This window comes from Allobosea sp. GW821-FHT10B12, from assembly GCF_059415545.1.
In genome coordinates this window covers 1-22,801 of sequence record NZ_JBWKNL010000006.1, presented here as the reverse complement: position 1 = coordinate 22,801, position 22,801 = coordinate 1, and the positions used below count along the sequence as shown (strand labels likewise).

22 protein-coding genes and 1 tRNA gene are annotated in these 22,801 nt (G+C 66.3%); 20 read left to right on the top strand and 3 right to left on the bottom strand.

The window, feature by feature from the left end; genetic code table 11:
• The first annotated feature begins 60 nt into the window (after window positions 1-60).
• The 4 genes from AC07O0_RS20200 (at window position 61) to AC07O0_RS20185 (ending at window position 2,469) form a co-directional block, all read left to right on the top strand.
• Window positions 61-1,269 (top strand): divergent polysaccharide deacetylase family protein, encoded by a 1,209-nt coding sequence (locus tag AC07O0_RS20200; RefSeq protein ID WP_494625487.1) that lies wholly within the window; start codon window positions 61-63, stop codon window positions 1,267-1,269.
• Window positions 1,266-1,772, top strand: coding sequence for an RNA pyrophosphohydrolase (locus AC07O0_RS20195; RefSeq protein ID WP_454028364.1), 507 nt, complete (start codon window positions 1,266-1,268; stop codon window positions 1,770-1,772). Before AC07O0_RS20200 ends, AC07O0_RS20195 begins: the two co-directional genes overlap by 4 nt.
• Window positions 1,773-1,834: 62 nt before the next feature.
• On the top strand, window positions 1,835-2,251 hold the full coding sequence (gene hisE / locus AC07O0_RS20190) for a phosphoribosyl-ATP diphosphatase (protein WP_494625486.1): 417 nt from the start codon (window positions 1,835-1,837) through the stop codon (window positions 2,249-2,251).
• Between the two features lie 141 nt (window positions 2,252-2,392).
• Window positions 2,393-2,469: transfer RNA gene (locus tag AC07O0_RS20185), tRNA-Arg, on the top strand.
• A gap of 287 nt (window positions 2,470-2,756) precedes the next feature.
• Here AC07O0_RS20185 and AC07O0_RS20180 read toward each other — a convergent pair.
• Together AC07O0_RS20180 and AC07O0_RS20175 are read right to left on the bottom strand one after the other, a co-directional pair.
• On the bottom strand, window positions 2,757-4,691 hold the full coding sequence (locus AC07O0_RS20180; protein WP_494625485.1) for an FAD-binding monooxygenase: 1,935 nt from the start codon (window positions 4,689-4,691) through the stop codon (window positions 2,757-2,759).
• Window positions 4,692-4,745: 54 nt separating this feature from the next.
• Window positions 4,746-5,528, bottom strand: a complete 783-nt coding sequence (locus tag AC07O0_RS20175; RefSeq protein ID WP_494625484.1) for a class II aldolase/adducin family protein — start codon at window positions 5,526-5,528, stop codon at window positions 4,746-4,748.
• 567 nt (window positions 5,529-6,095) lie between these two features.
• Between AC07O0_RS20175 and AC07O0_RS20170 the strand changes: the two genes are divergently transcribed.
• From AC07O0_RS20170 to AC07O0_RS20100, 15 genes are all read left to right on the top strand, one after another.
• The gene (locus tag AC07O0_RS20170; protein WP_494625483.1) at window positions 6,096-6,578 is read left to right on the top strand and encodes a MarR family winged helix-turn-helix transcriptional regulator; all 483 of its coding nucleotides are present in this window, start codon (window positions 6,096-6,098) and stop codon (window positions 6,576-6,578) included.
• Window positions 6,579-6,834: 256 nt separating this feature from the next.
• A complete protein-coding gene (locus tag AC07O0_RS20165) occupies window positions 6,835-7,794 on the top strand; it encodes a Bug family tripartite tricarboxylate transporter substrate binding protein (RefSeq protein WP_494625482.1) in 960 nt (319 codons plus the stop codon).
• 154 nt (window positions 7,795-7,948) lie between these two features.
• On the top strand, window positions 7,949-8,869 hold the full coding sequence (locus AC07O0_RS20160; RefSeq protein WP_494625481.1) for a LysR family transcriptional regulator: 921 nt from the start codon (window positions 7,949-7,951) through the stop codon (window positions 8,867-8,869).
• 86 nt (window positions 8,870-8,955) lie between these two features.
• Entirely contained in the window at window positions 8,956-9,789 is an 834-nt protein-coding gene (locus tag AC07O0_RS20155) for an NAD(P)-dependent oxidoreductase (RefSeq protein ID WP_494625480.1), read from the top strand.
• Complete coding sequence (locus AC07O0_RS20150) at window positions 9,786-10,772, top strand: Bug family tripartite tricarboxylate transporter substrate binding protein (RefSeq protein WP_494625479.1); 987 nt, start codon at window positions 9,786-9,788, stop codon at window positions 10,770-10,772. The genes AC07O0_RS20155 and AC07O0_RS20150 overlap by 4 nt, the downstream gene beginning before the upstream one ends.
• A gap of 4 nt (window positions 10,773-10,776) precedes the next feature.
• Window positions 10,777-11,859 (top strand): 4-oxalomesaconate tautomerase, encoded by a 1,083-nt coding sequence (locus AC07O0_RS20145; protein ID WP_494625478.1) that lies wholly within the window; start codon window positions 10,777-10,779, stop codon window positions 11,857-11,859.
• A gap of 16 nt (window positions 11,860-11,875) precedes the next feature.
• A complete protein-coding gene (locus AC07O0_RS20140) occupies window positions 11,876-12,598 on the top strand; it encodes a PIG-L deacetylase family protein (RefSeq protein WP_494625477.1) in 723 nt (240 codons plus the stop codon).
• The gene (locus AC07O0_RS20135) at window positions 12,595-13,284 is read left to right on the top strand and encodes a 4-carboxy-4-hydroxy-2-oxoadipate aldolase/oxaloacetate decarboxylase (protein WP_494625476.1); all 690 of its coding nucleotides are present in this window, start codon (window positions 12,595-12,597) and stop codon (window positions 13,282-13,284) included. Before AC07O0_RS20140 ends, AC07O0_RS20135 begins: the two co-directional genes overlap by 4 nt.
• Before the next feature lie 51 nt (window positions 13,285-13,335).
• Entirely contained in the window at window positions 13,336-14,508 is a 1,173-nt protein-coding gene (locus AC07O0_RS20130; protein ID WP_494625475.1) for an ABC transporter substrate-binding protein, read from the top strand.
• 21 nt (window positions 14,509-14,529) lie between these two features.
• Window positions 14,530-15,387: a branched-chain amino acid ABC transporter permease gene (locus AC07O0_RS20125; RefSeq protein ID WP_494625474.1), complete on the top strand. Its 858-nt coding sequence runs from the start codon at window positions 14,530-14,532 to the stop codon at window positions 15,385-15,387.
• Window positions 15,384-16,391: a branched-chain amino acid ABC transporter permease gene (locus AC07O0_RS20120; protein WP_494625473.1), complete on the top strand. Its 1,008-nt coding sequence runs from the start codon at window positions 15,384-15,386 to the stop codon at window positions 16,389-16,391. Before AC07O0_RS20125 ends, AC07O0_RS20120 begins: the two co-directional genes overlap by 4 nt.
• Entirely contained in the window at window positions 16,388-17,140 is a 753-nt protein-coding gene (locus tag AC07O0_RS20115) for an ABC transporter ATP-binding protein (protein WP_494625472.1), read from the top strand. Before AC07O0_RS20120 ends, AC07O0_RS20115 begins: the two co-directional genes overlap by 4 nt.
• Window positions 17,133-17,840: an ABC transporter ATP-binding protein gene (locus AC07O0_RS20110; protein WP_494625471.1), complete on the top strand. Its 708-nt coding sequence runs from the start codon at window positions 17,133-17,135 to the stop codon at window positions 17,838-17,840. Before AC07O0_RS20115 ends, AC07O0_RS20110 begins: the two co-directional genes overlap by 8 nt.
• Before the next feature lie 31 nt (window positions 17,841-17,871).
• Window positions 17,872-18,981, top strand: a complete 1,110-nt coding sequence (locus AC07O0_RS20105) for a 5-methyltetrahydropteroyltriglutamate--homocysteine S-methyltransferase (protein ID WP_494625470.1) — start codon at window positions 17,872-17,874, stop codon at window positions 18,979-18,981.
• Entirely contained in the window at window positions 18,978-19,940 is a 963-nt protein-coding gene (locus AC07O0_RS20100; RefSeq protein WP_494625469.1) for a catechol 2,3-dioxygenase, read from the top strand. Before AC07O0_RS20105 ends, AC07O0_RS20100 begins: the two co-directional genes overlap by 4 nt.
• A 138-nt stretch (window positions 19,941-20,078) precedes the next feature.
• Here the strand turns inward: AC07O0_RS20100 and AC07O0_RS20095 are convergent, their stop codons facing one another.
• Entirely contained in the window at window positions 20,079-21,668 is a 1,590-nt protein-coding gene (locus AC07O0_RS20095) for a winged helix-turn-helix domain-containing tetratricopeptide repeat protein (protein ID WP_494625468.1), read from the bottom strand.
• 237 nt (window positions 21,669-21,905) lie between these two features.
• Between AC07O0_RS20095 and AC07O0_RS20090 the strand changes: the two genes are divergently transcribed.
• Window positions 21,906-22,670: an SDR family oxidoreductase gene (locus tag AC07O0_RS20090; protein ID WP_494625467.1), complete on the top strand. Its 765-nt coding sequence runs from the start codon at window positions 21,906-21,908 to the stop codon at window positions 22,668-22,670.
• The last annotated feature ends 131 nt before the right edge of the window (window positions 22,671-22,801 follow it).

Below are 22,801 nucleotides of genomic sequence, written 5' to 3'. Positions count from 1 at the left end.
CCGACTCTAGCGCTGCGAACTGATTCGCATACGTGATGACGTCGAAGAGGACGGCGCTTCTTGGCCGGATTGCCGCTCAGCGAACTCGACCAGCCGCTCGGGCAGGCGAAGCGCGCGCGCGCGCAAAAACCTTATGGGCGCTGGCTTGGGCACGGCCTGACCAGCGCCCTGATCGTCATCTTCGGGGGACTTGCGCTCTACGCAGCCCTCAGACGCGATCCCGACGGCGGCGAGCCGATCGCGACCGCCATGATCCGCGAGCGTCCTTCAGCCCCCGATATCGCCAAGGCCCCGCCCCAGGCCGCTGCGCCTGACGAGCGGCGCGGCCCTGCCAGCGCCAGCCAGCTCGAGACGGAATCCGGCGTCACCGTTGTCCGCCCGGGCTCAGAAGCCCCCGGCGCGATCATCATCACCGTGCCGGACGACGGCACGGTCAAACTGGCGCCAGCGCCTGACAAACGCCTCGTCGAGCGTACCCGGCATGGCCTGCTGCCGAAGATCGGCCCGGATGGCGCGACGCCGGCACAGGTCTATGCCCGCCCGCTCGGCCCCGCGCCTACCAGCAAGCCGGCCGGCCGGATCGCGATCCTCGTCGGCGGTCTCGGCATCAGCCAGAGCTCGACGAGCGAGGCGATCGCACGCCTGCCGGGATCGGTCTCGCTTGCTTTCGCGCCTTATGGCGCCGAGCTGGAGAAGACGGTGCAACGCGCTCGCAGCGAGGGTCATGAGGTCTTCCTGCAAGTGCCGATGGAGCCCTTCGACTATCCCGACAACGACCCCGGCCCGCATACCCTGCTTACCGGCCCGAAGGGCACCGACAATCTCGACCGGCTGCAATGGGTGCTGGGCCGCTTCACCGGCTATGTCGGGATCGTCAACTTCCTCGGCGGCCGGCTGACGTCGGACGACATGGCCCTGACACCGCTGCTGCGCGAGCTTGCCGGGCGCGGGTTGATGGTGGTCGACGACGGGTCCTCGCCGCGCAGTTTGCTCGCTTCAGCCGCGACGAAGGCCCAGATTCCGGCGCTCAAGGCCGATCTCGCGCTCGATGCCGTCCCGCGCGCCGAGACGATCGACAAGGAGCTGCAGCGCCTCGAGACGCTCGCCCGCGATCAGGGCGCCGCCGTAGCCATTGCCAGCGCCCTGCCCGTCACTGTCGAGCGCATCACGCGCTGGGCTCGCACGCTCGAGGCGAAGAACCTCGTGATCGTCCCGGTCAGCGCCGCCCGTGGCTTCCGTAACCCCTCCACCACCGGCTCGCTGCGATGACGAAACCTCCCGCCGGCTACCGTCCCTGCGTCGGCCTTGCCCTGTTCAACCCCCAGGGGCTCGTCTTCATTGGCCGTCGCGCCAATCGCAGCCAGCGCGAGCATGTCGCGCCGGGCCATGAATGGCAGATGCCTCAGGGCGGCATCGATGCCGGCGAGCAGCCGATCGAGGCCGCCTATCGCGAACTGCGCGAGGAGACCAATGTCGCTTCGGTTTCGCTGCTTGCCGAAGCGCCGGACTGGCTGAGCTACGACCTGCCACACGAGATCGGCAAGGAAGCCTGGCGCGGCCGCTATCGCGGCCAGTCTCAGAAATGGTTCGCCTTCCGCTTCGACGGCGACGAGAGCGAGATCAACATTCTCAACCCTGCTGGAGGCCACAAGCCGGAATTCGACGCCTGGCGCTGGGTTCCGTTGGCGGAGACGCCGGAACTGATCATCCCGTTCAAGCGCGATGTCTATCGCGAGGTCGCGCGCCTGTTCGCAGGAGTAACCGCACGATGAGCACCCGACGCCGGCGGCGGGACCGTCACGAAACCCTTACATGGCGCCCCGATTCTGTACCGATGACCGATTCGGTGCAGAGACTCTACGCCGCCGTCCTGACGGCCAGAGCGCGCGACCCCGCCCGATCGCGAACCGCCAAGCTGATCCGCGAGGGCGTGCCGAAAATGGCCAAGAAGCTCGGCGAGGAAGCAGTCGAGGTCGGCATCGAGGCAGTGCAGAACAATCGCCCTGCGGTGGTCCGCGAAAGTGCCGATCTCATCTACAATCTCGTCGTGTTGTGGAGCGAGCTCGGCATCACGCCCGGCGAGATCTGGCGCGAGATGGACCGGCGCGAGGAGCTCTACGGCATCGCCGAGAAACTGCCGAAGTCCAGGGCTGGAGGCCGGCGCGTATCCGCTCCGGACAGCGGGACAGCCGAGGACGGCTCGCGGCAGGATGCCCTGCAGCCGCTCCTGCTGCACGGCAAGCACGGCTGACGGCCCCTTCGCTGGCCCTTATCCAGCGCCTGACAAGAAAGCGAAGCAAGTCGGCAGACGGGGCTTGCCAAGCGCGGCGCGAGCCTTTAAGTCGGCTTCCGTCAGCCCACGGCGGCCTTCAAAAACCGCTTTCGCTGTCATGCGCCCGTAGCTCAGCTGGATAGAGCATCAGACTACGAATCTGAGGGTCAGAGGTTCGAATCCTTTCGGGCGCGCCATTCTTCTCGACCAGACGAGAAAACTGCCGGTGAGAGACCAGAAGGTCATCCGCCGCCCCCGCCAGCAAAAAACCTTCGAGTGGCGGATTCCGATATCTCGCCGCTATCAAAGACCAAGCGCAGTATGGGGCAGCGCATGGGCTCGCTAGAACTCAACCGAGCCACGACCGAGCTTGTTCCACACCGGGAAACCGCCGGCCTCACATAAATCGGTCAGTTGCGACGGAGGCGAGAGGTCAGCTTTTCAGCGCGGACTTGGCGCGTCCGTTGGAATGACCTTTCTCTCATCAACCGACGGGGTTTTGCGGTGTCATGAAAGCTCCGAAGAACTTTCCAAGAGCCGCGTGATCATCGAGCGGCAGCACATTGGCGACATACTGGTCGGGGCGAACGACGACCAGACAGCCGCGCTCGCGGTCGATGCCGCGTAGGTCGAAGATGTCCTGGCCGCCGTGCGGGTCGGGACAGAAGACCTTCTCATAGTCGATCAGGCCGAGCCGGCCCTTGCGGGGCAGGAGCAAACTCGGCAGTGCTTCCACGGCGACGTCGCGATGGGCCTGTTGAAGGATCGCGCGCAGGTCGATGACCGCATCGACATCGTCACCGGCCCGCGTGTGTCGCCGCAGGGGTGACGAGGGCGAATCCGCGAGGAAGTCGCACAGGGCACGCAGGCGCGACGTGCCCGAAGACGGATCGGTGCGGTCGGCGAAAGCGTAGAGGCGCCAGCGGCCATCGGCCTGCGCGACATGGCCGAGCTCGACCGGCTTCGCGTCGCCGAGCCGGATCACCGGCGCAGACTGGAAGCGCGCGCCGATCGGAAATCCCGTCGCGAGGCCGGCATGGGTCGACTGGCCGGTCAGGGTCGAGGGCGCGTAACGCGTCGCGGTTCCCGCGGTGTAGCGGCCATGCCTGACGAAATAGGCCTCGACCTCCTTGGGATCGACGCCCTCGCCGGTTTCGGAAGTCTTCAGTGGAGCACTGAGCATCTTTGCCCATTCGCGGTCGAAATCGATCAGCTCCTTGGCGATCGCCTGGCGTTCGGCCGAATAGCTGTGCAGGAGCTCCGGCGGGCATTGCCCGCGCAGGACCGCCGCCAGCTTCCAGCCGAGATTGAAGGCGTCCTGCATCGAGACGTTCATGCCCTGGCCGGCCTTCGGGCTGTGGGTATGGCAGGCGTCGCCGGCGATGAAGACGGATGGCAGGCGCCGCTGGACCTCCTCGGCCGGCACGTCGTCGAACTTGTCGCAAAGCCGCTGGCCGATCTCGTAGACCGACCACCAGGCGACTTCCTTCACCTCGAATGTGTAGGGGCGCAGGATGCGCTGCGCCGCGGCGATCAGGTGCTCCACACCGATATTGCGGCTCGCGACCCGCTCGTTCTCGGCGAGCTTGTCGAGTTCGACATAGATCCGGATCAGATAGCCGCCCTCGCGTGGGATGATGATGATCGTGCCTTCGCCTGCGGACTGGATCAGCGCCTTCAGCCGCACATCCGGGAAGTCGGTGACGGCCAGGACATCCATGACGCCCCAGGCCTGGTTGGCGGAATCGCCCTGCAGAGTGCGGCCGATCGACTTGCGCACGGCGCTGCGGGCACCGTCGCAGCCGACGACGTAACGGGCCCTCACGGTCTCGACCTCGCCCTCATGCAGGGGATCGAGCCGCTCCAGCTGCACGGTAACCGGGTGCGGTGATCTGTTGTCGATCTGGAGATCGATAAGGCGCCGGGAATAGTCCGGCTCGAGCCGGCTCGGCGAGCGCCGCATGACGTCGAGGAAGAAGTCGTGGATCCGTGCCTGATTGAGGATCACATGCGGGAATTCGGAGAGCCCGTCCTCGACATCCTGGATCCGGCCGCTGCGGGTGATCGCCTCCGGCCGGGCCGCGTCGGGCTTCCAGAACACCGTCTCGTTGACCCAGTAGCTCTCCTTGAGCACCCGCTCAGAGAAGCCGAAGGCGTCGAACATCTCGATCGTGCGACAGGCGATGCCGTCAGCCTGCCCGAGCTCCAGAGGCCCGGGCTTCTGCTCGACGATCCGCGTCGTGATCTCAGGAAAGGCGGCCAATTGCGCCGCCAGCGTCAGCCCGGCCGGGCCGCAGCCGACGATGAGGACATCGACCTCCTCCGGCAAGGAGCCACCCGGCGAGGGCGCGGCGAGATCAGGGGCGGGCTCAGACATGGCGGGATCGCCGGTCCGAAAACCGTTGAGATGGAATTGCATGACAGCCACCTTCTGCGAGGCAGGATGGATCGGGATGATCTGGTGTGCTTGGTGTCAGCGTCGGCGGGCGCGGGCCTGTTCGAGCCACATCTCCCAGGGGCGATGGACCTGCGCCTCGATGCTGGCGACGCAGGCGCGGCTCTCGCCCTCGGTCAGGTAAGTCACCTCGCCGAGCTGCATCGCCTGCAGCTGGTAGCGCGCGTTGAGCTCGGCATAGACGGCACGATAGACCGCCTGCTTGATCGAGTAGCCGACCACGGTCGAGCCATGGCCGCGCATCAGCACGATGTCGTGCCCGTCGAAATGCTCGGCCAGCGCCCGGCCGAGATGGTTGTTGCTGATCAGGAGATCGGTGGCGTCGCCCCCGGCCTCGCGGATCTCGAAGACCGGCGCGCCCTGGCCGACGAAGCCGGCCATGTGGAACATCGCCCTGAGCCGCATGCCCTTGACGACGCTGAGCGGCACGATCGAATGCGAGTGGCTGTGGATGACGGCCATCACGTCGGGGCGCCTGCGGAAGATCTCGGCGTGGATGAAGCGCTCAAGATAGACCTTGCGGCCATTGGCGTTCACCGCCTCGCCGTCGAGCGTGAACTCGACGATATCCTCGGCCGCGACCCGGCTGGGCGCCATGTTGCGGGCCAGCAGGAAGCGGTCGGGCCGCTTGTCGTGGCGCACGCTGACATGGCCGAAGGCATCGACGACGCCCTGATCGAAGAGGATGTGATTGGCCGCGACGAGCTCCTCGACGATCTCCGGCGAGGGCGCGACCGAGGCAGCGGCTGTGTCGGCCAGGTCGACGGCGATGGGATGGTTGCCATGATCCGAGGTGCACATTGGTCGGTCTCTCCAAATCGCCTTGATCGAAATTCTGCAGGCCAGGCTCTGCCGATAGGGCGGCCGGGCCGCCGAATCGTGCAGAGGATCAGAGAGGCAGATGAGTGCGCGAAGGCCGCCTGCGGCCGCACGCGCGGCTCCCGGCTCCCGGCTCCCGCAGCTGGAAACTACCGGGGCCAACCTCCCATCCGGCGATCTCTGATAGATCGTCCGTATACTGATTAACAGGATACCCGCAGATTTTGGGCTGTCAACCCGACGGCAAAAAGCGTGGCCGTGACGATGCTTCGCCCGAACGGAAGCGGGGAGATTGGAGGAGGCCGGGCCAGTTGCATCCGGCCCCGAGCGGCGACGAACGATGCAGCAAGCAATCTTGGCAAAGGCCTCGGCAAGGCCATGCAGGGACTGGATTAATTTGACAGTCTACAGAATGAAAGCATACGATCTATAGTCGAAGAGTGGCTGCGCTGAACTGGTAGTATTCAGCCCTGCCGGCGCATGAAGAATGGGCTGCACCTCTGCTCAAGTGGCGAGGCCAGCCCGCCATAACACCAAGGCAAAGCGACGATGTCGATGGACGATATCTATCATATGCCCGGCCATCTCATTCGGCGTGCGCAACAGATCGCCGTCTCGCTCTTTCTCGAAGAATGTGCGCCGGTCGATCTCACTCCCGTCCAGTTCGCGGCGCTGGTTACGGTGCGCGACAATCCCGGCATCGATGCGACGCGTCTGTCGGCCCTCGTCGCCTTCGACCGCTCGACGCTCGGCAATGTGCTGGAGCGAATGGAAGCGAAGGAATTGATCCAACGCTCGGGCAGCAAGGACGACAAGCGCGTCAAGGTTCTGCATCTCTCTCCCAAGGGCGAGCGCATCCTGCAGGAAGCCGGGCCATTGGCGCAGCGAGCCCAGGAGCGGATCCTCGCGCCGCTGGCACCGGAGGATCGCGAGGCCTTCATGCGCATGCTCGGGCAGCTCGTCGAACTCAACAACGAGGCCTCGCGCGTGCCGCTGCGACTTGCCGCGGGGCGCTCGTCCGAGGCTGCCTGAAGGCGCGCCTTTCCCGAATTCGAGATTGCGATCGAAGCGGCTTCACAGACTCCAATGCGTCGGAGCTCGTGAAATTCGCCCGTTTGACAGGCCCAAGATACGGTGCATACTGATAATAAGTATGCGGTCTTATCTTGCGGCATAAACCGGCGAGCGTCATCGCGCGGGCCCAGCCGAGGCGAGATCCAGACCGCAGACGGCCCTTTCGCAGCGAACGAGAACCGCGATCAAGCGGCCGCATCTGGAGGAAAATCTGGTGATCATCACACGACGTGCGGCCCTGATGGGGCTCGCGGGCACCGCGCTCGCGCCCCATGCTGCTCTGGCCCAACGCAAGATCGTACGACTCATCGTACCCGCGGCAGCAGGCGGCGCAATCGACGTCATCGGGCGGCTCTATGCCCAGCGCATCGCGCCTGCGCTCGACGAATCCTGGGTGGTCGAGAACAAGGCCGGCGCCAGCAACACGCTCGGCGCAGCCGAGGTCGCGCGGGCGACACCTGACGGCACGACCTATCTGACCAATGCCGACATCCACATCATGGCCAAGCACGTGATGCGCAGCGTGTCCTATGACCCGCTGGCGGATTTCACGCCGATCTCGCGCTTCGCCATGTCGCCGATGGTGCTGATCGGCTCGACCAAGACGCCGGAGACCATGACGGAGCTGATCGCGCAGATGAAGGCGAAGCCGACCGAGTACACCTTCGCCAATTCCGGGCTGGGCAGCATGGGCCATCTCGCTACCGAGAGCTTCAAGCTCCGCACCGGCACGTCGGCCGAGCTGGTCAATTACCGCGGCACGGCTCCGGCAATCACCGATGTCGTCGCCGGCCAGGTGCCGCTGATGGTCGCCCCGCTCGGCTCGGCCCTGTCGTTCATCACCGATGGCAAGGTGCGCGCCTTCGCCATCATGGGCCCGCAGCGCACCCAGCTCCTGCCGAACGTGCCGACTGCCGGTGAGCAAGGGCTTTCCGATCTCAACTTCACGCTCTGGTACGGCCTCTGGGGGCCGAAGGGCCTGCCGACGGAGACGGTGCAGCGGGTCAATGCGACAGTGCAGGCCGCCTCGAAGGACCGCGAGATCGTCGAGAAGCTGACCGCGCTCGGCGCCGAGGCCGTGACGGAGGACCCGGCGAGCTTCGCCAAGTTCATCGAGGCCGAGATCCAGCGCGCCAACCGCGTGGTCGAGGAAGCCGGCATCAAGCCGGGTTGACGAGCCTGCGCCGCATCAGCAGGACCAAACGGTCTGGGTGCGGATGCACTAAGGTAACAAACGGATCTGACTGACCACTCGCCCGGATCTTGAAATCGGGTGACCTTGCCGCCCAGCGGCTCGCCTTCTGCGCGAGCGGGCATTAACTAGCTGCATGCGCGTCGATGTTCTCGGACTTCAGGCCTTCGTCAGCATCGCCGAGCGTGGCAGCTTCCGGGCTGCCGCCTCGCATCTCAACCTGTCGCAGACGGCACTCAGCCATCGCATCCGCAAGCTGGAGGAGTCGCTGGGAACGCCGCTCTTCCTGCGGACGACCCGGCAAGTCTCGCTGACTGCGGCCGGCACGACGCTGCTGCCGCGGGCGCGGCGCATCTTCGAGGATCTGGGCTTCGCCATCAACGAGGTCAGGGTCGATCTGCGCGAAGGCGACGAGCAGGTCTCGCTCGGCTGCCTGCCGACGGTGGCGGCGCATTGCATGCCGGCAGTGATCGCCGCCTTCGCCGCCCGCCATCCCGGCGTCGGCGTCCGCATCCATGACAACTCGGCCTCCGAGATCGCCGACAAGGTCCAGTCGGGCGAGGCCGAGTTCGGTGTCACCATCGTCGCCGCCAATCGCTGGGACCTCGAGCTGAAGCCTGTGGTCAAGGAGCCTTTCGTGCTGGTCAGCCATCGCTCGATGCCGCTGGCGCAGGCGAGCTCGCTGACCTGGGCGCAGTTGCAGGATGAGCCGCTGGTGCGGATCAGCGCCGAGACCGGCAACCGCATCCTGATCGACGATGCGCTCGGGGCCAGGCGGGAGAGCCTGACCTGGCGCTATGAGGTCCAGCGTGTCGTCACCGCGGTCAGCCTGGTGCGCTCGCGCATCGGCTATGCCGTGGTTCCACAGCTCGCACTCGACGTCGTCGATGCCGGCGAGCTGGTCGCGGTTCCCTTGCGCTCACCGGCGGTGACCCGGACGCTGGGGATCATCACCCGCAAATCGGTGCCGGTGCGACCGGTGACGCGTGACCTGATCGCGCTGTTGAGCCAGGCGTTGAAACGCAGCATCGCGCCAAGGCGAGATGAAGAAAAGTAATCAATCGCTGCATTCTTATCATTTGATGGCAGAATGGCTTTAGCCGAACCTCGCGGCGGGACGAAACGCGCGAGGAGAGGCCAGCAATGGCAGGCGCCAACACGGCAGCGATCGCCTTCATCGGCTTCGGCGAGGTCGGCCAGACCTTCTCGCGCGGCTTGCTGGCCAATGAGGGCGTCGCCATCCGGGCCTATGACCTGCTCTTCGGCAGCGAGGCCGGCGACCGCCTGGACGCTGCAGCGGAGGAGCTTGGCGTTACCCGAGCAGTCTCTGCGCAGGAGGCTTGTGCGGGTGCGGCTTTCGTCTTTTCGGCTGTCACCGCCGACCGTGCCGAGGCGGTGGCGCGCGAGGCGGCCGCCTGGCTGAAGCCGGGCCAGGTCTTCGTCGACGTCAATTCGGCTGCGCCTTCGACCAAGCAGCGGGCGGCTGAGGCCGTCATCGCTAGCGGCGCCGACTACCTCGAAGCCGCGGTGATGGCGCCGGTGCTGAAGCCCGGGCTCAAGGTCGCGATCCTCTCAGGCGGCCCGCAGGCGCAGGCCGTATCCGAGGCGCTCAATGGGCTCGGCATGAATCTGACGCCGGTGTCGGAGGTCTATGGCCGGGCCTCGGCGATGAAGCTCTGCCGCTCGATCGTGATCAAGGGGCTGGAGGCGCTGATGGTCGATTGCGCCGCCGCCTGCGAGGCCTGGGACGTGAAGGACCCGGTCTTCGCCAGCCTCAACGCGACTTTCCCGTCGATCGATTTCCATACGCTCGCCGCCGACATGCGCGAGCGCGTCGCCACCCATGGCGTGCGCCGTTCGGCCGAGATGTGCGAGGCGGCCGAGATGCTCGGCGTCGCGGGCCTCCATCCCGGCCTGGCCCAGGCGATTGCCGACGCCCAGCAGCGCGGGGCTCGCCGCAAGGAGGGAGCCCGATGATGCTGGATCGTCGCTCCGTTCTCGCGGGCTTGGGGCTCGCTGGCTTCGGCGGCCTTGCGCCACTGCGCGCCCAGCAGCCCTGGCCGAGCCAATTGATCCGCGTCGTCGTGCCGTTCACGCCCGGCGGCAGTACCGACGTGCTGGCGCGATTGATCGCCAACAAGCTCGAACGCAGCATCCCCGGGAAAGGCTTCGTGATCGAGAACCGGCCGGGCGCCGGCGGCATGACGGCTTCGGGGCAGGTCGCCAAGTCCGATCCGGACGGGCACACGCTGATGATGGGCCATATCGGCACGCTGGCCTTTGCGCCCTCGCTCTATCCGAACGTGCCCTATGACCCGATCAAGGATTTCCAGCCGATCGCGCTCGTCGCCATGCTGCCGAACATCCTGGCGATCAATCCGAAACTGCCGGCCAAGACCCTCGGTGAGTTCATCGCCTACGCCAAGGCTAATCCGGGCAAGCTGAACTATTCGTCGGGCGGACAGGGCAGCGCCGCCCATATCGCCACCGCCTATTTCTGCCATCGTGCCGGCATCGAGGCGACGCATGTGCCCTATCGCGGCACGGCGCCTTCGGTGAACGATCTCGTCGCCGGCAACATCCAGTTCACGCTGACGGGCGGGCCGGCGGTGCTACCCTTGGGCGAAGGTGGTCAGCTCAGGGTGCTCGGCGTCGCCGCGCGCGAGCGCGTCGGCTTCGCGCCTGATCTGCCGACGCTCTCCGAGAGCGGCCTGCCAGATTTCGAGGCGGTGCAATGGTACGGGATGGTGGCGCCGGCGCGCACGCCGCCACGAATCGTCGAGCGGCTCAACCGCGAAATCAACGCGCTGCTCGGCCAGTCCGATTTCGCCGCGGCGTTGGCCAAGGACGGCGCCATCGCCCGGCCGGAGACGCCCGAAGGCTTCGGCAAGCTGATCGGCTCGGAACTCGTGCTCTGGCGCGAGGTGATCACCCGCGCCGGCATCAAGGCGGCGGAGTGAAGCGATGGGCCAGCTCGCCATTCCCTGCATGCTGATCCGCGGCGGCACCTCCAAAGGCGCCTATTTCCTGCGCGAGGACCTGCCGGCCGATATCGCGGCGCGCGACGCATTCCTGCTCGCGGTGATGGGCTCGCCCGACAAGCGCCAGGTCGACGGGCTCGGCGGCGCCCACCCTTTGACCAGCAAGGTCGCGATCGTCTCTGCCTCGGACGAGCCCGGCTGCGATATCGACTTCCTGTTCGCGCAGGTCGGTGTCGAGACGGCTTCGGTCGATACCACCCCGAACTGCGGCAACATCCTCGCCGGGATCGGCCCATTCGCGCTGGCGCGCGGGCTGGTGGAGGCTGGTGACGAGCGCACCACCGTGCGGGTCCGCACGATCAATACCGGCACGATCGCCGACCTGACCATGGATACGCCGGACGGGCAGGCGAGCGCCGAGGGGGCGGCACGCATCGACGGCGTGCCGGGGACGTCGGCGCCGATCGATATCGGCTTCCTCGACGCCGAGGGCTCGGTCTGCGGATCACTGCTGCCGACCGGCAATGTCGTCGACGTGATCGAAGGTGTGCCCTGCACGCTGATCGACAATGGCATGCCGGTGATCGTGCTGCGGGCGGCGGATGTCGGACGCAGCGGCTATGAGCCGCGCGATCAGCTCAACGAGGATGCCGAGCTCAAGGCCCGGATCGAGGCCATCCGCCTCGCCGCCGGGCCGCTGATGAATCTCGGCGATGTCGCCAGGAAGGTCGTGCCGAAGATCGCTCTGGTCGCGCCACCGCAGGCGGGCGGGGCGATCTCGACGCGCAGCTTCATCCCGCATGAATGTCATGCCTCGATCGGCGTCTTCGCCGCCGTGACGGTCGCGACCGCCGCCGTGCTGCCGGGCTCGCCTGCGGCTTCGGTGGTCGCAATGCCCGAGGGGCGCGAGCGGACGCTCTCGGTCGAGCATCCGACCGGCGAGTTCACGGTGACGCTGACGGTCGGCGGCAGCGCGGAGCAGCCGGTGGTCGAGCGGGCCGGGCTGCTGCGCACCGCCCGTATCCTGATGGCAGGGCAGGCCTTCGTGCCGGCTGGCCGATTGTAATGGAGGAGCGCATCCGATGAGCGCCCAGAAGACAGGACTGGTGATCACCGCCCATCCCGGCGATTTCGTCTGGCGGGCAGGCGGGGCCATTGCGCTGCACGCCGTGCGCGGCATGCGCGTCAAGATCCTCTGCCTGTCCTATGGCGAGCGCGGCGAGAGCCAGTTCGCCTGGAAGAAGGCGGGTGTGAAGATGGACGAGGTCAAGGCGCAGCGCCGCGAGGAGGCGGAGACTGCCGCCGCGACGCTGGGCGCCGAGATCGAGTTCATGGACGCCGGCGACTACCCGCTGCGCACCACCGAGCCGATGCTGGAGCGCGCCATCGACATCTTCCGCGAATTAAACCCGAGCTTCGTGCTGACCCACGCGCTCGAAGATCCCTACAATGTCGACCATCCCGAGGCGACGCGCTTCGCCCAGGAGGCGCGCATCATCGCGCAGGCGGCTGGCCACAAGCCCGATCCGGCCCGCGCCTATGCCGCCCCGCCGGTCTTCCTGTTCGAGCCGCACCAGCCCGAGCAGTGCAACTTCAAGCCGAACGTCATCCTCAACATCGACGAGGTCTGGGAGCAGAAGCGCAAGGCGTTCGAGATCCTCGCGGCCCAGAAGCATCTCTGGGAGTACTACACCCGCGTCGCGCTCAATCGCGGCATGCAGGGCGGGCGCAACTCCGGCAAGGCGATGACCTATGGCGAGGCCTATCAGCGCCTCTTCCCGGAAGCGCTGGAGACGCTGGCATGAACCCCGTCGTCATCCGCACGAAGAAGCGCGCCCCGGCCGCGGCGATGGCCGATCTCGCCGCGCTCGGCGTCTCGACCACGCATGAGGCGATGGGCCGGAGCGGGCTGCTGAAGCCCTATATGCGGCCGATCTATGCCGGCGCGCAGATCGCCGGCGGGGCGGTGACCGTGCTGGCCCAGCCCGGCGACAACTGGATGATCCATGTCGCGATCGAGCAGGTGCAGCCAGGCGATGTGCTCGTCGTCGCCTGCACCGCCGACAATACCGACGGCATGTTCGGCGATCTGCTCGCGACCTCGCTCAAGGCGCGCGGCGGCATCGGCCTCGTCATCGATGCCGGAGTGCGCGATGTGCGCACGCTGACCGAGATGGGCTTCCCGGTCTGGTCGCGGGCGATCTCCGCGAAGGGCACGGTCAAGGCGACGCTGGGCAGCGTCAACGTGCCGGTGGTCTGCGCTGGGGCGCTCATCCATCCCGGCGACGTGATCGTCGCCGACGATGACGGCGTCGTGGTCGTGCCGTTGCGCGAGGCCGAGGCGGTCGCCGCCGCCGGCCGCAAGCGCGAAGCCAATGAAGACGAAAAGCGTAGACGCCTGGCTGCTGGCGAACTGGGGCTGGACATGTACGCTATGCGCGACGGCCTCGCCAAAGCAGGCCTTACCTATCGCGACGACGACGGCGAATAATCCAACGAAAGCCCCGCAAAGGGGATCGGCACAACTCTCGGGAGGAATGACATGACCATTCGCAGGACGATTCTCAAAGGAATGCTCGGCCTTGCACTGGCCGCTTCGGTCAGCGGCGCGGCTCTGGCGCAGGATGCGATCAAGATCGGTCTGATCCTGCCGATGACCGGCCCCTTCGCTTCGACCGGCCGGCAGATCGCCGCGGCCGCCAATCTCTACATCCAGGAGAAGGGTGCGACCGTCGCCGGCAAGAAGGTCGAGCTGATCGTCAAGGACGACACCGGCACCGCCGACGTCACCCGCCGCATCGCGCAGGAGCTGATCGTCAACGACAAGGTCACCGCGATCGCCGGCTTCGGCCTGACGCCGCTGGCGCTCGCGACCGCCCCACTGGCGACGCAGGCGAAGACGCCGATGGTGGTGATGGCCGCGGCGACCGGGATCATCACCGAGCGCTCGCCCTTCATCGTGCGCACCAGCCAGGTCGTGCCACAGATCGGCTCGCCGTTCGGCACCTGGATCGCCAAGCAGGGCACCAAGCGCGTCATCACCATCGTCTCGGACTATGGCCCGGGCCATGACGTCGAGAGCTCGTTCTCGGAGGCGTTCAAGGCCGGCGGCGGCCAGGTCGAGAACATCCGCGTGCCCCTGCAGAACCCGGATTTCTCGCCCTTCCTGCAGCGTGTCGCCGATGCCAAGCCCGAGGCGCTGCTGGTCTTCGTACCATCAGGCGTCGGCGCCCAGTTCATGAAGCAGTTCGTCGAGCGCGGCCTCGACAAGAGCGGCATCAAGCTGATCGGCACCGGCGATCTCACCGATGACGACATCCTCAACGGCATGGGCGACATCGCCCTCGGCGTCGTCACCGCCCAGCACTATTCAGCCTCGCATGACAGCCCGGAGAACAAGGCCTTCGTCGAGGGCTTCAAGAAGGCCAATCCCGGCCTGCGCCCTAACTTCATGGCGGTCGGCGGCTATGACGGCATGCACGCGCTCTATGAGGGCTTGAAGAAGACCAAGGGCGAGGGCGGCGAGGCGCTGGTCACCGCGATGAAGGGAATGAGCTGGACGAGCCCGCGCGGACCGATCTCGATCGACCCGGAGACGCGCGACATCATCCAGAACGTCTACATCCGCAAGGTCGAGCGCGTGAACGGCGAGCTCTATAATCAGGAGTTCGAGACGATCCCGAACGTCAAGGACCCGTCCAAGGCTAAGAAGTAAGCCGGCCAGGGCGGAACCGACGTGCTCACCATCCTGTTCGACGGCGTCGCCTACGGCATGATCCTATTCGTGCTGGCCTGCGGGCTGTCCGTGACCATGGGGTTGATGAACTTCATCAACCTCGCCCACGGCGCCTTCGCCATGTTCGGCGGTTATGTCACGGTGTTGGCGATGCAGCGGCTCGGCCTGCCGTTCCTGATGGCCTTGCCGGCGGCCTTCCTCGCCGCTGCGCTCGCCGGACTCGTGCTGGAGCGGCTGATCTACCGGCCGATGTACGCCAAGAGCCATCTCGACCAGGTGATGTTCTCGATCGGGCTGGTGTTCATGGCCGTGGCCGGGGCCGACTATCTGATGGGCTCGAGCCAGCAGTTCGTTCATCTGCCGGCCTGGCTGAGTGGGCGCTTCGACGTCGCCGGCATCGGTGTCGGCCGCTATCGGCTCTTCATCATCGTGCTCTGCGGCGCGCTCGCCTTCGCGATGCAATGGGGCTTCACCCGCACGCGCTTCGGCAGCCGGCTGCGCGCCGCGGTCGACGATGCCAGGGTTGCGCGCGGCCTCGGCATCCCGGTGAATCGCCTGTTCGCGCTCACTTTCGCGTTTGGTTCGGGGCTCGCCGGTCTCGGCGGGGCGCTCGGCATCGAATTGATGGGGCTCGATCCGACCTTCCCGCTGAAGTTCATGATCTACTTCCTGATCGTCGTGACCGTCGGCGGCACCTCGACCATTTCCGGACCGTTCTTCGCGGCGATGCTGCTCGGGGTCGCCGATGTCACCGGCAAGTATCTCGTCCCGCAGCTCGGCGCCTTCATCATCTATGCGTTGATGGTGATCCTCTTGATCACCCGGCCGCATGGCCTCTTCGCCAGGGGCCGGGCATGAAGGCTGAGAGCATCGAGGCGCGCGTCCGGCGCTCGCTTTACGGCGCGCGGCGCTGGCATCCGGCCGAGATCGTGTTCTGGGTCATCGCGCTGGCGGCCTTCTTCCTGCTGCCGCGCCAGCTCCTCATCCTCAACGAGATCGCGATCCTCGGGCTGTTCGCGCTCTCACTTGATCTCATCCTCGGCTATGCCGGCATCGTCTCGCTCGGGCATGCCGCCTTCTTCGGGTTCGGCGCCTATGCCGCAGGGCTCTTCGCCAAGCATGCCAGCGCCGATCCGCTGACAGGGCTGGCGGTCGGGATGGGGGCGGCCGGCCTGCTCGGCCTTCTCACCAGCCCGCTGATCCTGCGCGGCAGCGACCTGACACGCCTGATGGTGACGCTCGGTGTTGCGCTGATCCTGGGGGAACTGGCGAACTCGCTCGGTGGCATCACCGGCGGCGCCGACGGCCTGCAGGGCATCGTGATGGGGCCGGTGCTCGGCCTGTTCGAGTTCGATATCTTCGGCAAGACCGCCTATCTCTATTCGCTCGCCGTGCTGTTCGTACTGTTCGTACTTGCGCGGCGCATCACCACCTCGCCTTTTGGCCTGTCGCTACGGGCGATCCGCGATAATCCCTTGCGCGCTTCGGCTTCGGGCGTGCCACTGCACTGGCGGCTCGTCGCGGTCTACACGCTGGCGGCCGCCTATGCCGGGGCGGCTGGCGCGCTGCTGGCCCAGACCACGCAGTTCGTCTCGCTCGACGTGCTCGCCTTCCACCGCTCGGCCGATCTGATGCTGGTGCTGATCATCGGCGGGGCCGGCTATCTCTATGGCGGTTTGATCGGCGCGGTCGCCTTCAAATTGCTGCAGGACGTGATCGCGAGTTTCACGCCGCAATACTGGATGTTCTGGATCGGGCTCTTCCTCGTCCTGTTCGTCCTCGGCGGGCGCGAGCTGATCCATGGTGGGATCAAGGCTGTGGTCGACCGGATCGGGCGCCTCGGCCGGAGGGCGCCGACATGAGCGTGGCGCTCCAGACCTTCGATCTCTGCAAGAGCTTCGGCGGCATCACCGCGACCGATCATGTCGACTTCACGCTGGCCAAGGGTGCGCGCCATGCCTTGATCGGCCCGAACGGTGCCGGCAAGACCACCTTCGTCAACCAATTGACCGGGGTGCTCCGTCCGAGCTCCGGCCGGGTCGAATTGATGGGCGAGGACATCACCGGATTGCCGCGTGAGGCGCGGGTCGGGCGCGGGCTGGCGCGCACCTTCCAGATCAACCAGCTCTTCGCAACGATGACGCCGGTCGAGATGATCGCGCTCGTCACCTCCGAACGACTCGGCAGGGGCCGGCAGCCCCTGCGGGCGCTCGATGGGGACAAGGAGCTCGTCGCCGAGACGGCCGAGATCCTTGCCCGCTTCAAGCTCGACGACATCATGGACGAGCGCATCGCGACCTTGCCCTATGGCAAGCAGCGCCAGATCGAGATCGCCGCCGCCTTCGCGGCGAGGCCGAGCGTGCTGCTGCTCGACGAGCCGGCGGCGGGCGTGCCCGAGGCCGAGCGGCGCGATCTGATGGCGACGGTCGACGGCCTGCCGGAGGATGTCTCGGTGCTGCTGATCGAACACGACATGGACCTCGTCTTCCGCTTCGCGACGCGGATCACCGTGCTGGTCAATGGCCGCCTGCTCGCCGACGGCACGCCGGCCGAGATCGCCAATGATCCGGCCGTTCGCGCCGCCTATCTCGGGGAGCACGGCCATGGCTGAACTCCTCAAAGTCGAACGCCTCAGCGCCGGCTATGGCGAAGCCCAGGTGCTGTTCGACATCGACCTATCGCTCGCGGAAGGACGCTCGCTGGCACTGCTCGGCCGCAATGGCGTCGGCAAGACCACTTTGGTCAACAGCATCATCGGTGTCACCCGCCGCCGCGGCGGGCGGATCATGCTCGCCGGGCGCGACCTCACCACGGCCTCGCCCGAGCAGCGTGCTCACGCCGGCATCGGCTGGGTGCCGCAGGAGCGCAACATCTTCAAATCGCTGACCGTGCTGGAGAACCTGACTGCGGTGGCGACACCTGGTGCGTGGACGACCGAGCGCGTCTTTGCGATGTTCCCACGGCTCGCCGAGCGCAAGGGCAATCTCGGCAACCAGCTTTCCGGCGGCGAGCAGCAGATGCTGGCGATCGGCCGGGCGCTGATGCTCAATCCCAAGCTGCTGCTGCTCGACGAGCCGACCGAGGGGCTGGCGCCGATCATCGTCGAGGAATTGCTGCGTGCCCTGAAGCGCCTCGTCCGCGAGGAGGGGCTGTCGGCGATCGTGATCGAGCAGCACGCCCGCAAGATCCTCGAACTCACCGACGAGGCGATCGTGCTCGAGCGCGGCCGCGTCGTCCTTGCCGCGGGAAGTGCCGAGCTCCTCGCCGACCCATCACGGCTGGAGCGCCATCTCGGCCTCGCCGCCGCCTGAGCCAACGACAGAAAACGGGAAAGGAAACGCCATGAGCCAGAGACAGAAGCCGCCGTTCCGGGGCGACATGGTCGGCAGCCTGCTGCGCAGCGAGCCGGTCAAGGACGCGCGCGCCAAGCTCGCGGCCGGCGAGATCGGTCAGGCCGAGCTGACCGCGATCGAGGACGAGGAGATCAGGAAGCTTGTCCGCAAGCAGGAGGAGGTCGGCCTGCAGGCGGTGACCGACGGCGAGTTCCGCCGCGCCTTCTGGCATTTCGATTTCCTCGACGGCCTTTCCGGCGTCACCAGCTTCGAAACCGATTCAGGCATCCAGTTCAAGGGTGTCAGCACCAAGGGCCATGCGGTCCGCGTCACCGGCAAGCTCGATTTCCCGGACGATCACCCGCATCTCGCCCATTTCAAGTTCCTGGCCTCGACGACCAGCCGGGTGCCGAAAATGACGATCCCGAGCCCGTCCATGCTGCATTATCGCGGCGGCCGCAAAGCGATCGACCCTAGCGCGTACCTGCGGATCGAGGACTACTATGACGACCTCGGCAAGGCCTACGCCAAGGCGATCAAGGCCTTCTACGACGCCGGCTGCCGCTATCTCCAGCTCGACGACACCAGCCTGTCCTATTTCTGCGATCCCGAGCAGCGCAAGATGCTGGCCGAGCGCGGCGACGATCCGGAACAGCTGGTCTTCATCTATCGCGACGTGCTCAATGCGGCGCTGAAGGCCAAGCCGGCCGACATGCAGATCACCACCCACACCTGCCGCGGCAATTTCAAGTCGACCTTCATCGCCTCGGGCGGCTATGAGCCGGTCGCCGAGATGGTCTTCAACGAGATCGATGTCGACGGCTATTTCATGGAGTGGGACGATGACCGCTCCGGCGGTTTCGAGCCGCTGCGCTTCCTGCCCAAGGGCGACAAGCAGGTCGTGCTCGGGCTGGTGACCTCGAAGTTCGGCGAGATCGAGAGCAAGGACAATCTCAAGCGCCGGATCGAGGAAGCGTCGAAGTTCGCGCCGCTGGAGCAGCTCTGCCTGTCGCCGCAATGCGGCTTTGCCTCGACCGAGGAAGGCAATGTCCTGGCCGAGGATGAGCAATGGGCCAAGCTCTCGCGCATCCTCGAAGTCGCGAAGGAGGTTTGGGGATGAGCGGGGAGCCCTGCTTCGACATCGCTCATCTCGGCCACGTCGAGCTCTTCACCAACAAGCCGCAGGAGAGCCTCGACTTCTTCGTCGACATCTTCGGGCTGACGGAGAGCGGGCGCGAAGGCGACAGCGTCTATCTGCGTGCCTGGGACGACTATGAGTTCCATACGCTGAAGCTCACCGCAGCGAAGACGACCGGCGTCGGCCATATCGGCTATCGCGCTACGAGCGAGGCAGGCCTGCTGCGCCGCGTCGCCGCGATCGAGGCGATGGGCTGTGGCATCGGCTGGAGCGAGGGCGACCTCGGCCATGGCCGGGCCTATCGCTTCCGCGATCCGGACGACCATGTCTTCGAGATCTATTTCGAGACCAACAAATACGTCGCTCCTGAAAAGGAGCGGCCCGCCCTGAAGAACCAGGCGCAGCGCAACCATGGCCGCGGCTGCGCCGTGCGCCGGCTCGACCATCTCAACCTGTTGGCGCAGGACGTCGCGGCGATCCGCGAGTTCATGCCGAAGGCGCTGGGCAGCCGGGTCACCGAGCAGATCGTGCTCGATTCTGGCGAGGTCGGCGGCTGCTGGTTCACCGTCAACAACAAGAGCTACGACATCGCCTATACCCGCGACCACACCCCGGCGCGCGGGCGCTTCCACCATGTCACCTATGCCGTCGACCAGCGCGAGCACATATTGGAGGCAGCCGATCTCTTCCTGGAGAACGGCGTCTTCATCGAGACTGGGCCGCACAAGCACGCGGTGCAGCAGACCTTCTTCCTCTATGTCTACGAGCCCGCCGGAAACCGCGTCGAGATCGCCAATGCCGGGGCGCGCCTTATCCTCGATCCCGACTGGCAGACGGTGACCTGGACGGAAGAGGAGCGGAAGAAGGGCCAGGCCTGGGGGCTGAAGACGATCGAGAGCTTCCACACTCATGGGACACCGCCGGCAAGAGCATCGGATTAATCGCGACGCTCCCATCGGAACTGACCTGGCCGGATCGGCACTCGCAACGATAAGGCCGCCGGCGCCCCACCGATCGGCCTGACGAGCCCTCCTGCCTTCGCCCCGCTTGGCAGGTGGCCGGGCAGCACAGCTGTCGCGTCACTCGGGCAGTCCTGCCAGCCGCAAACCCTCCGCGAACCGTGCGAGATCTTCCGGGCGATGGATCGGAAGCCAGTCCTTGAGCTTGGCGATGCGCATGGAGGGATCGAGCGCATGCAGGCGTTCCATGGCCTGCCGCGCATCCTGGGTGTGTCCGGCGAGCGCGTTGCTCGCCGCCATCACGGCGGCCGCGACGAGCAGGCTGGGTAGATTTCCTGCCGCCTTCTCGGCCCAGGCCACGGCGGCATCGAAGTGCCCCGCGAAGAAATGCGCCAGCGCCATGCCGACCTGCATCCTGAAGATTTCGGGATCCAGCGGGCTCAGGCGAACGGCGTGCTCGAAATGCTCGAGAGCGGATACGGGTTCGCCATTGAGGGCGCGCAGGAAGCCGCCGAGGAACCAGGCGGAAGCGAGATTGGGATTGAGCAGCATCGCCCTATCGATCAGCGCGATGCCGCCATCGAGATCGCCAGTGAAATGGCCGAGTGCATGCCCAGCCCGGGTCAGGGCGACCGCATCGTCCCGGCCAAGCTCGACCGCCAGCCGCGCCAGCCGCAGCCCCTCGGCGATCTCCCGCGGACGATCGACCATCCAGCCATTCACCTTGCGCCATAAGTGGCACCAGGCCGCCATGCCGTAGGCCGACGCGAAGTCTGGATCGAGTTCGGTCGCCTTGTAGAAGAGCGGCAGCGCCGCCTCGATGGCTTCTCTGGTTCCGGAGTGGAGCTTCGCCGTGCCACGCAGGTAATAATCGTAGGCGTCCAGGCTCTCGGTCGGCTTGCGTTTGGCGCGCTCGATCTCCGCCCGTTCGAGCTGCGGCGCGATCGCGCCGACGACGCTTTCGGCGATCCTGTCCTGCAGCTCGAAGATGTCGTCGAGCATGCCTTCGAAGCGCTCCGCCCAGAGATGCGTCCCGGTCGCGGCGTCGATGAGCTGTCCAGTGATGCGCACCTTGTTCCCGGATTTGCGGACGCTGCCTTCCAGCACATAGCGCACGCCGAGTTGCTGGCCGATCTCCTTCACATCCACCGCCCGGCCCTTGAAGGCGAAGCTCGAATTGCGGGCGATGACGAACAGCCAGCGGATGCGCGACAGGGCGGCGATGATGTCCTCCACCACGCCGTCGGCGAAATACTCCTGTTCGGGATCACCGCTCAGGTTCTGGAAGGGCAGGACGGTGATGGAGGGCTTGTCCGGCGGGAGGGGTGTGGAGGGCAGCTCCACCGGCTGCCCCATGGCGCGTTCGACGATGCCCGATCCGGCCGGCTGTCGCGCATCTCCGATTTGCTCGATCTCGCCGACGAAGCGGAACCCCTTGCGCGCGATCGTCCGGACCAGGCGCTGATCCTCGCCGCTATCGCCGACGGCCTTCCGGACCGCATTGATGTGGCTGGTGATCGTCGATTCCGAGACGATTCGGCCGCTCCACACCGCCTGCAGCAATTCGTCCTTGCTGACGACCCGGTCGCGATTCCTGATCAGATGCAGCAGCAGGTCGAAGACCTGCGGTCCGACGGCCACGACCTGCGCGCGCAAGGTCAGCTCTCGGCGCTCTGGGTCGAGCAAGTAATCGCCAAACGCGAATGTCACGCCGGTCGTCCCTTGGCCGAACCTCTTCGGCTCCCTGATCGGTGCAGTTGCTCGAGCATCGTCCGACAGCGACAGCCCCCTCGCCCGCATCTCTGCCGCAAGGCGCCGTCTTGGACAAGAAACCAAGCGTCCTTGAAGGGCAATTCAAGCCCGCCGCAAGGACTTCCCGCAAGCCTGCGGGCACTCTCCGGCCATGTCGACGGCGATGGTTGCTGTCGGGTGAAACGGAGAAAGCCCATGAAGATCGTCGTCATTGGCGGTACCGGCCTCATCGGGTCGAAGCTCGTACAGAATCTCAAAGCGCGCGGCCACGAGGCGCTCGCAGCCGCGCCCAACACCGGCGTGAACACCATCACCCGCGAGGGGCTTGCCAAAGCGCTCGACGGCGCCGCCGTCGTCGTCGACGTGGCGAACGCACCCGTCTGGGAGGACAAGGCCGTCCTCGACTTCTTCGAGACCTCGGGCCGCAACCTGCTGGCTGCCGAAGCCGCCGCCGGCGTGCGCCACCATGTCGCTCTCTCGATCGTCGGCAGCGAGCGGCTGCCCGAAAACGGTTACTTCCGGGCCAAAGTCGCTCAGGAAAACCTGATCAAGGCGTCCGGCATCCCCTACACCATCCTGCGCGCCACCCAGTTCTTCGAATTCGTCGGTGCCATTGTGCGGTCGGCCGTTGTCGGCGAGGAGATTCGCCTGTCTCCGGCCCTGATCCAGCCAATGGCCTCGACCGATGTCGCCGCAGCGCTCGCCGATGTCGCTGTCACCCCGCCAGTCAACGGCACGATCGAGGTCGCCGGCCCGGAAGCGCTGCCGCTCGACGAATTGGCCCGGCGCTTCCTGAAGGCGACGCAGGATCCGCGCAAGGTCGTGCCGGATATCCATGCCCGCTATTACGGCGGCGTCCTCTCCGACCGCTCGCTGACGCCCGGCGAAAACGCGCGTATCGGCGCGATCCGCTTCGAGGACTGGCTCGCCCAGCCTAAGGCGCAGGCGGCGAACCGCTGAGTGAAGCGTTCGCCCCGAAGGTGAATGACAGCCCTGACCATCAAGGAGAGCCATCATGTTCACACGATTTGTCTCGGGCCTCGCTTTGACTGTGCTCGCGATCACCGCGGTTCGGGCCGAGGAGCGGCCGG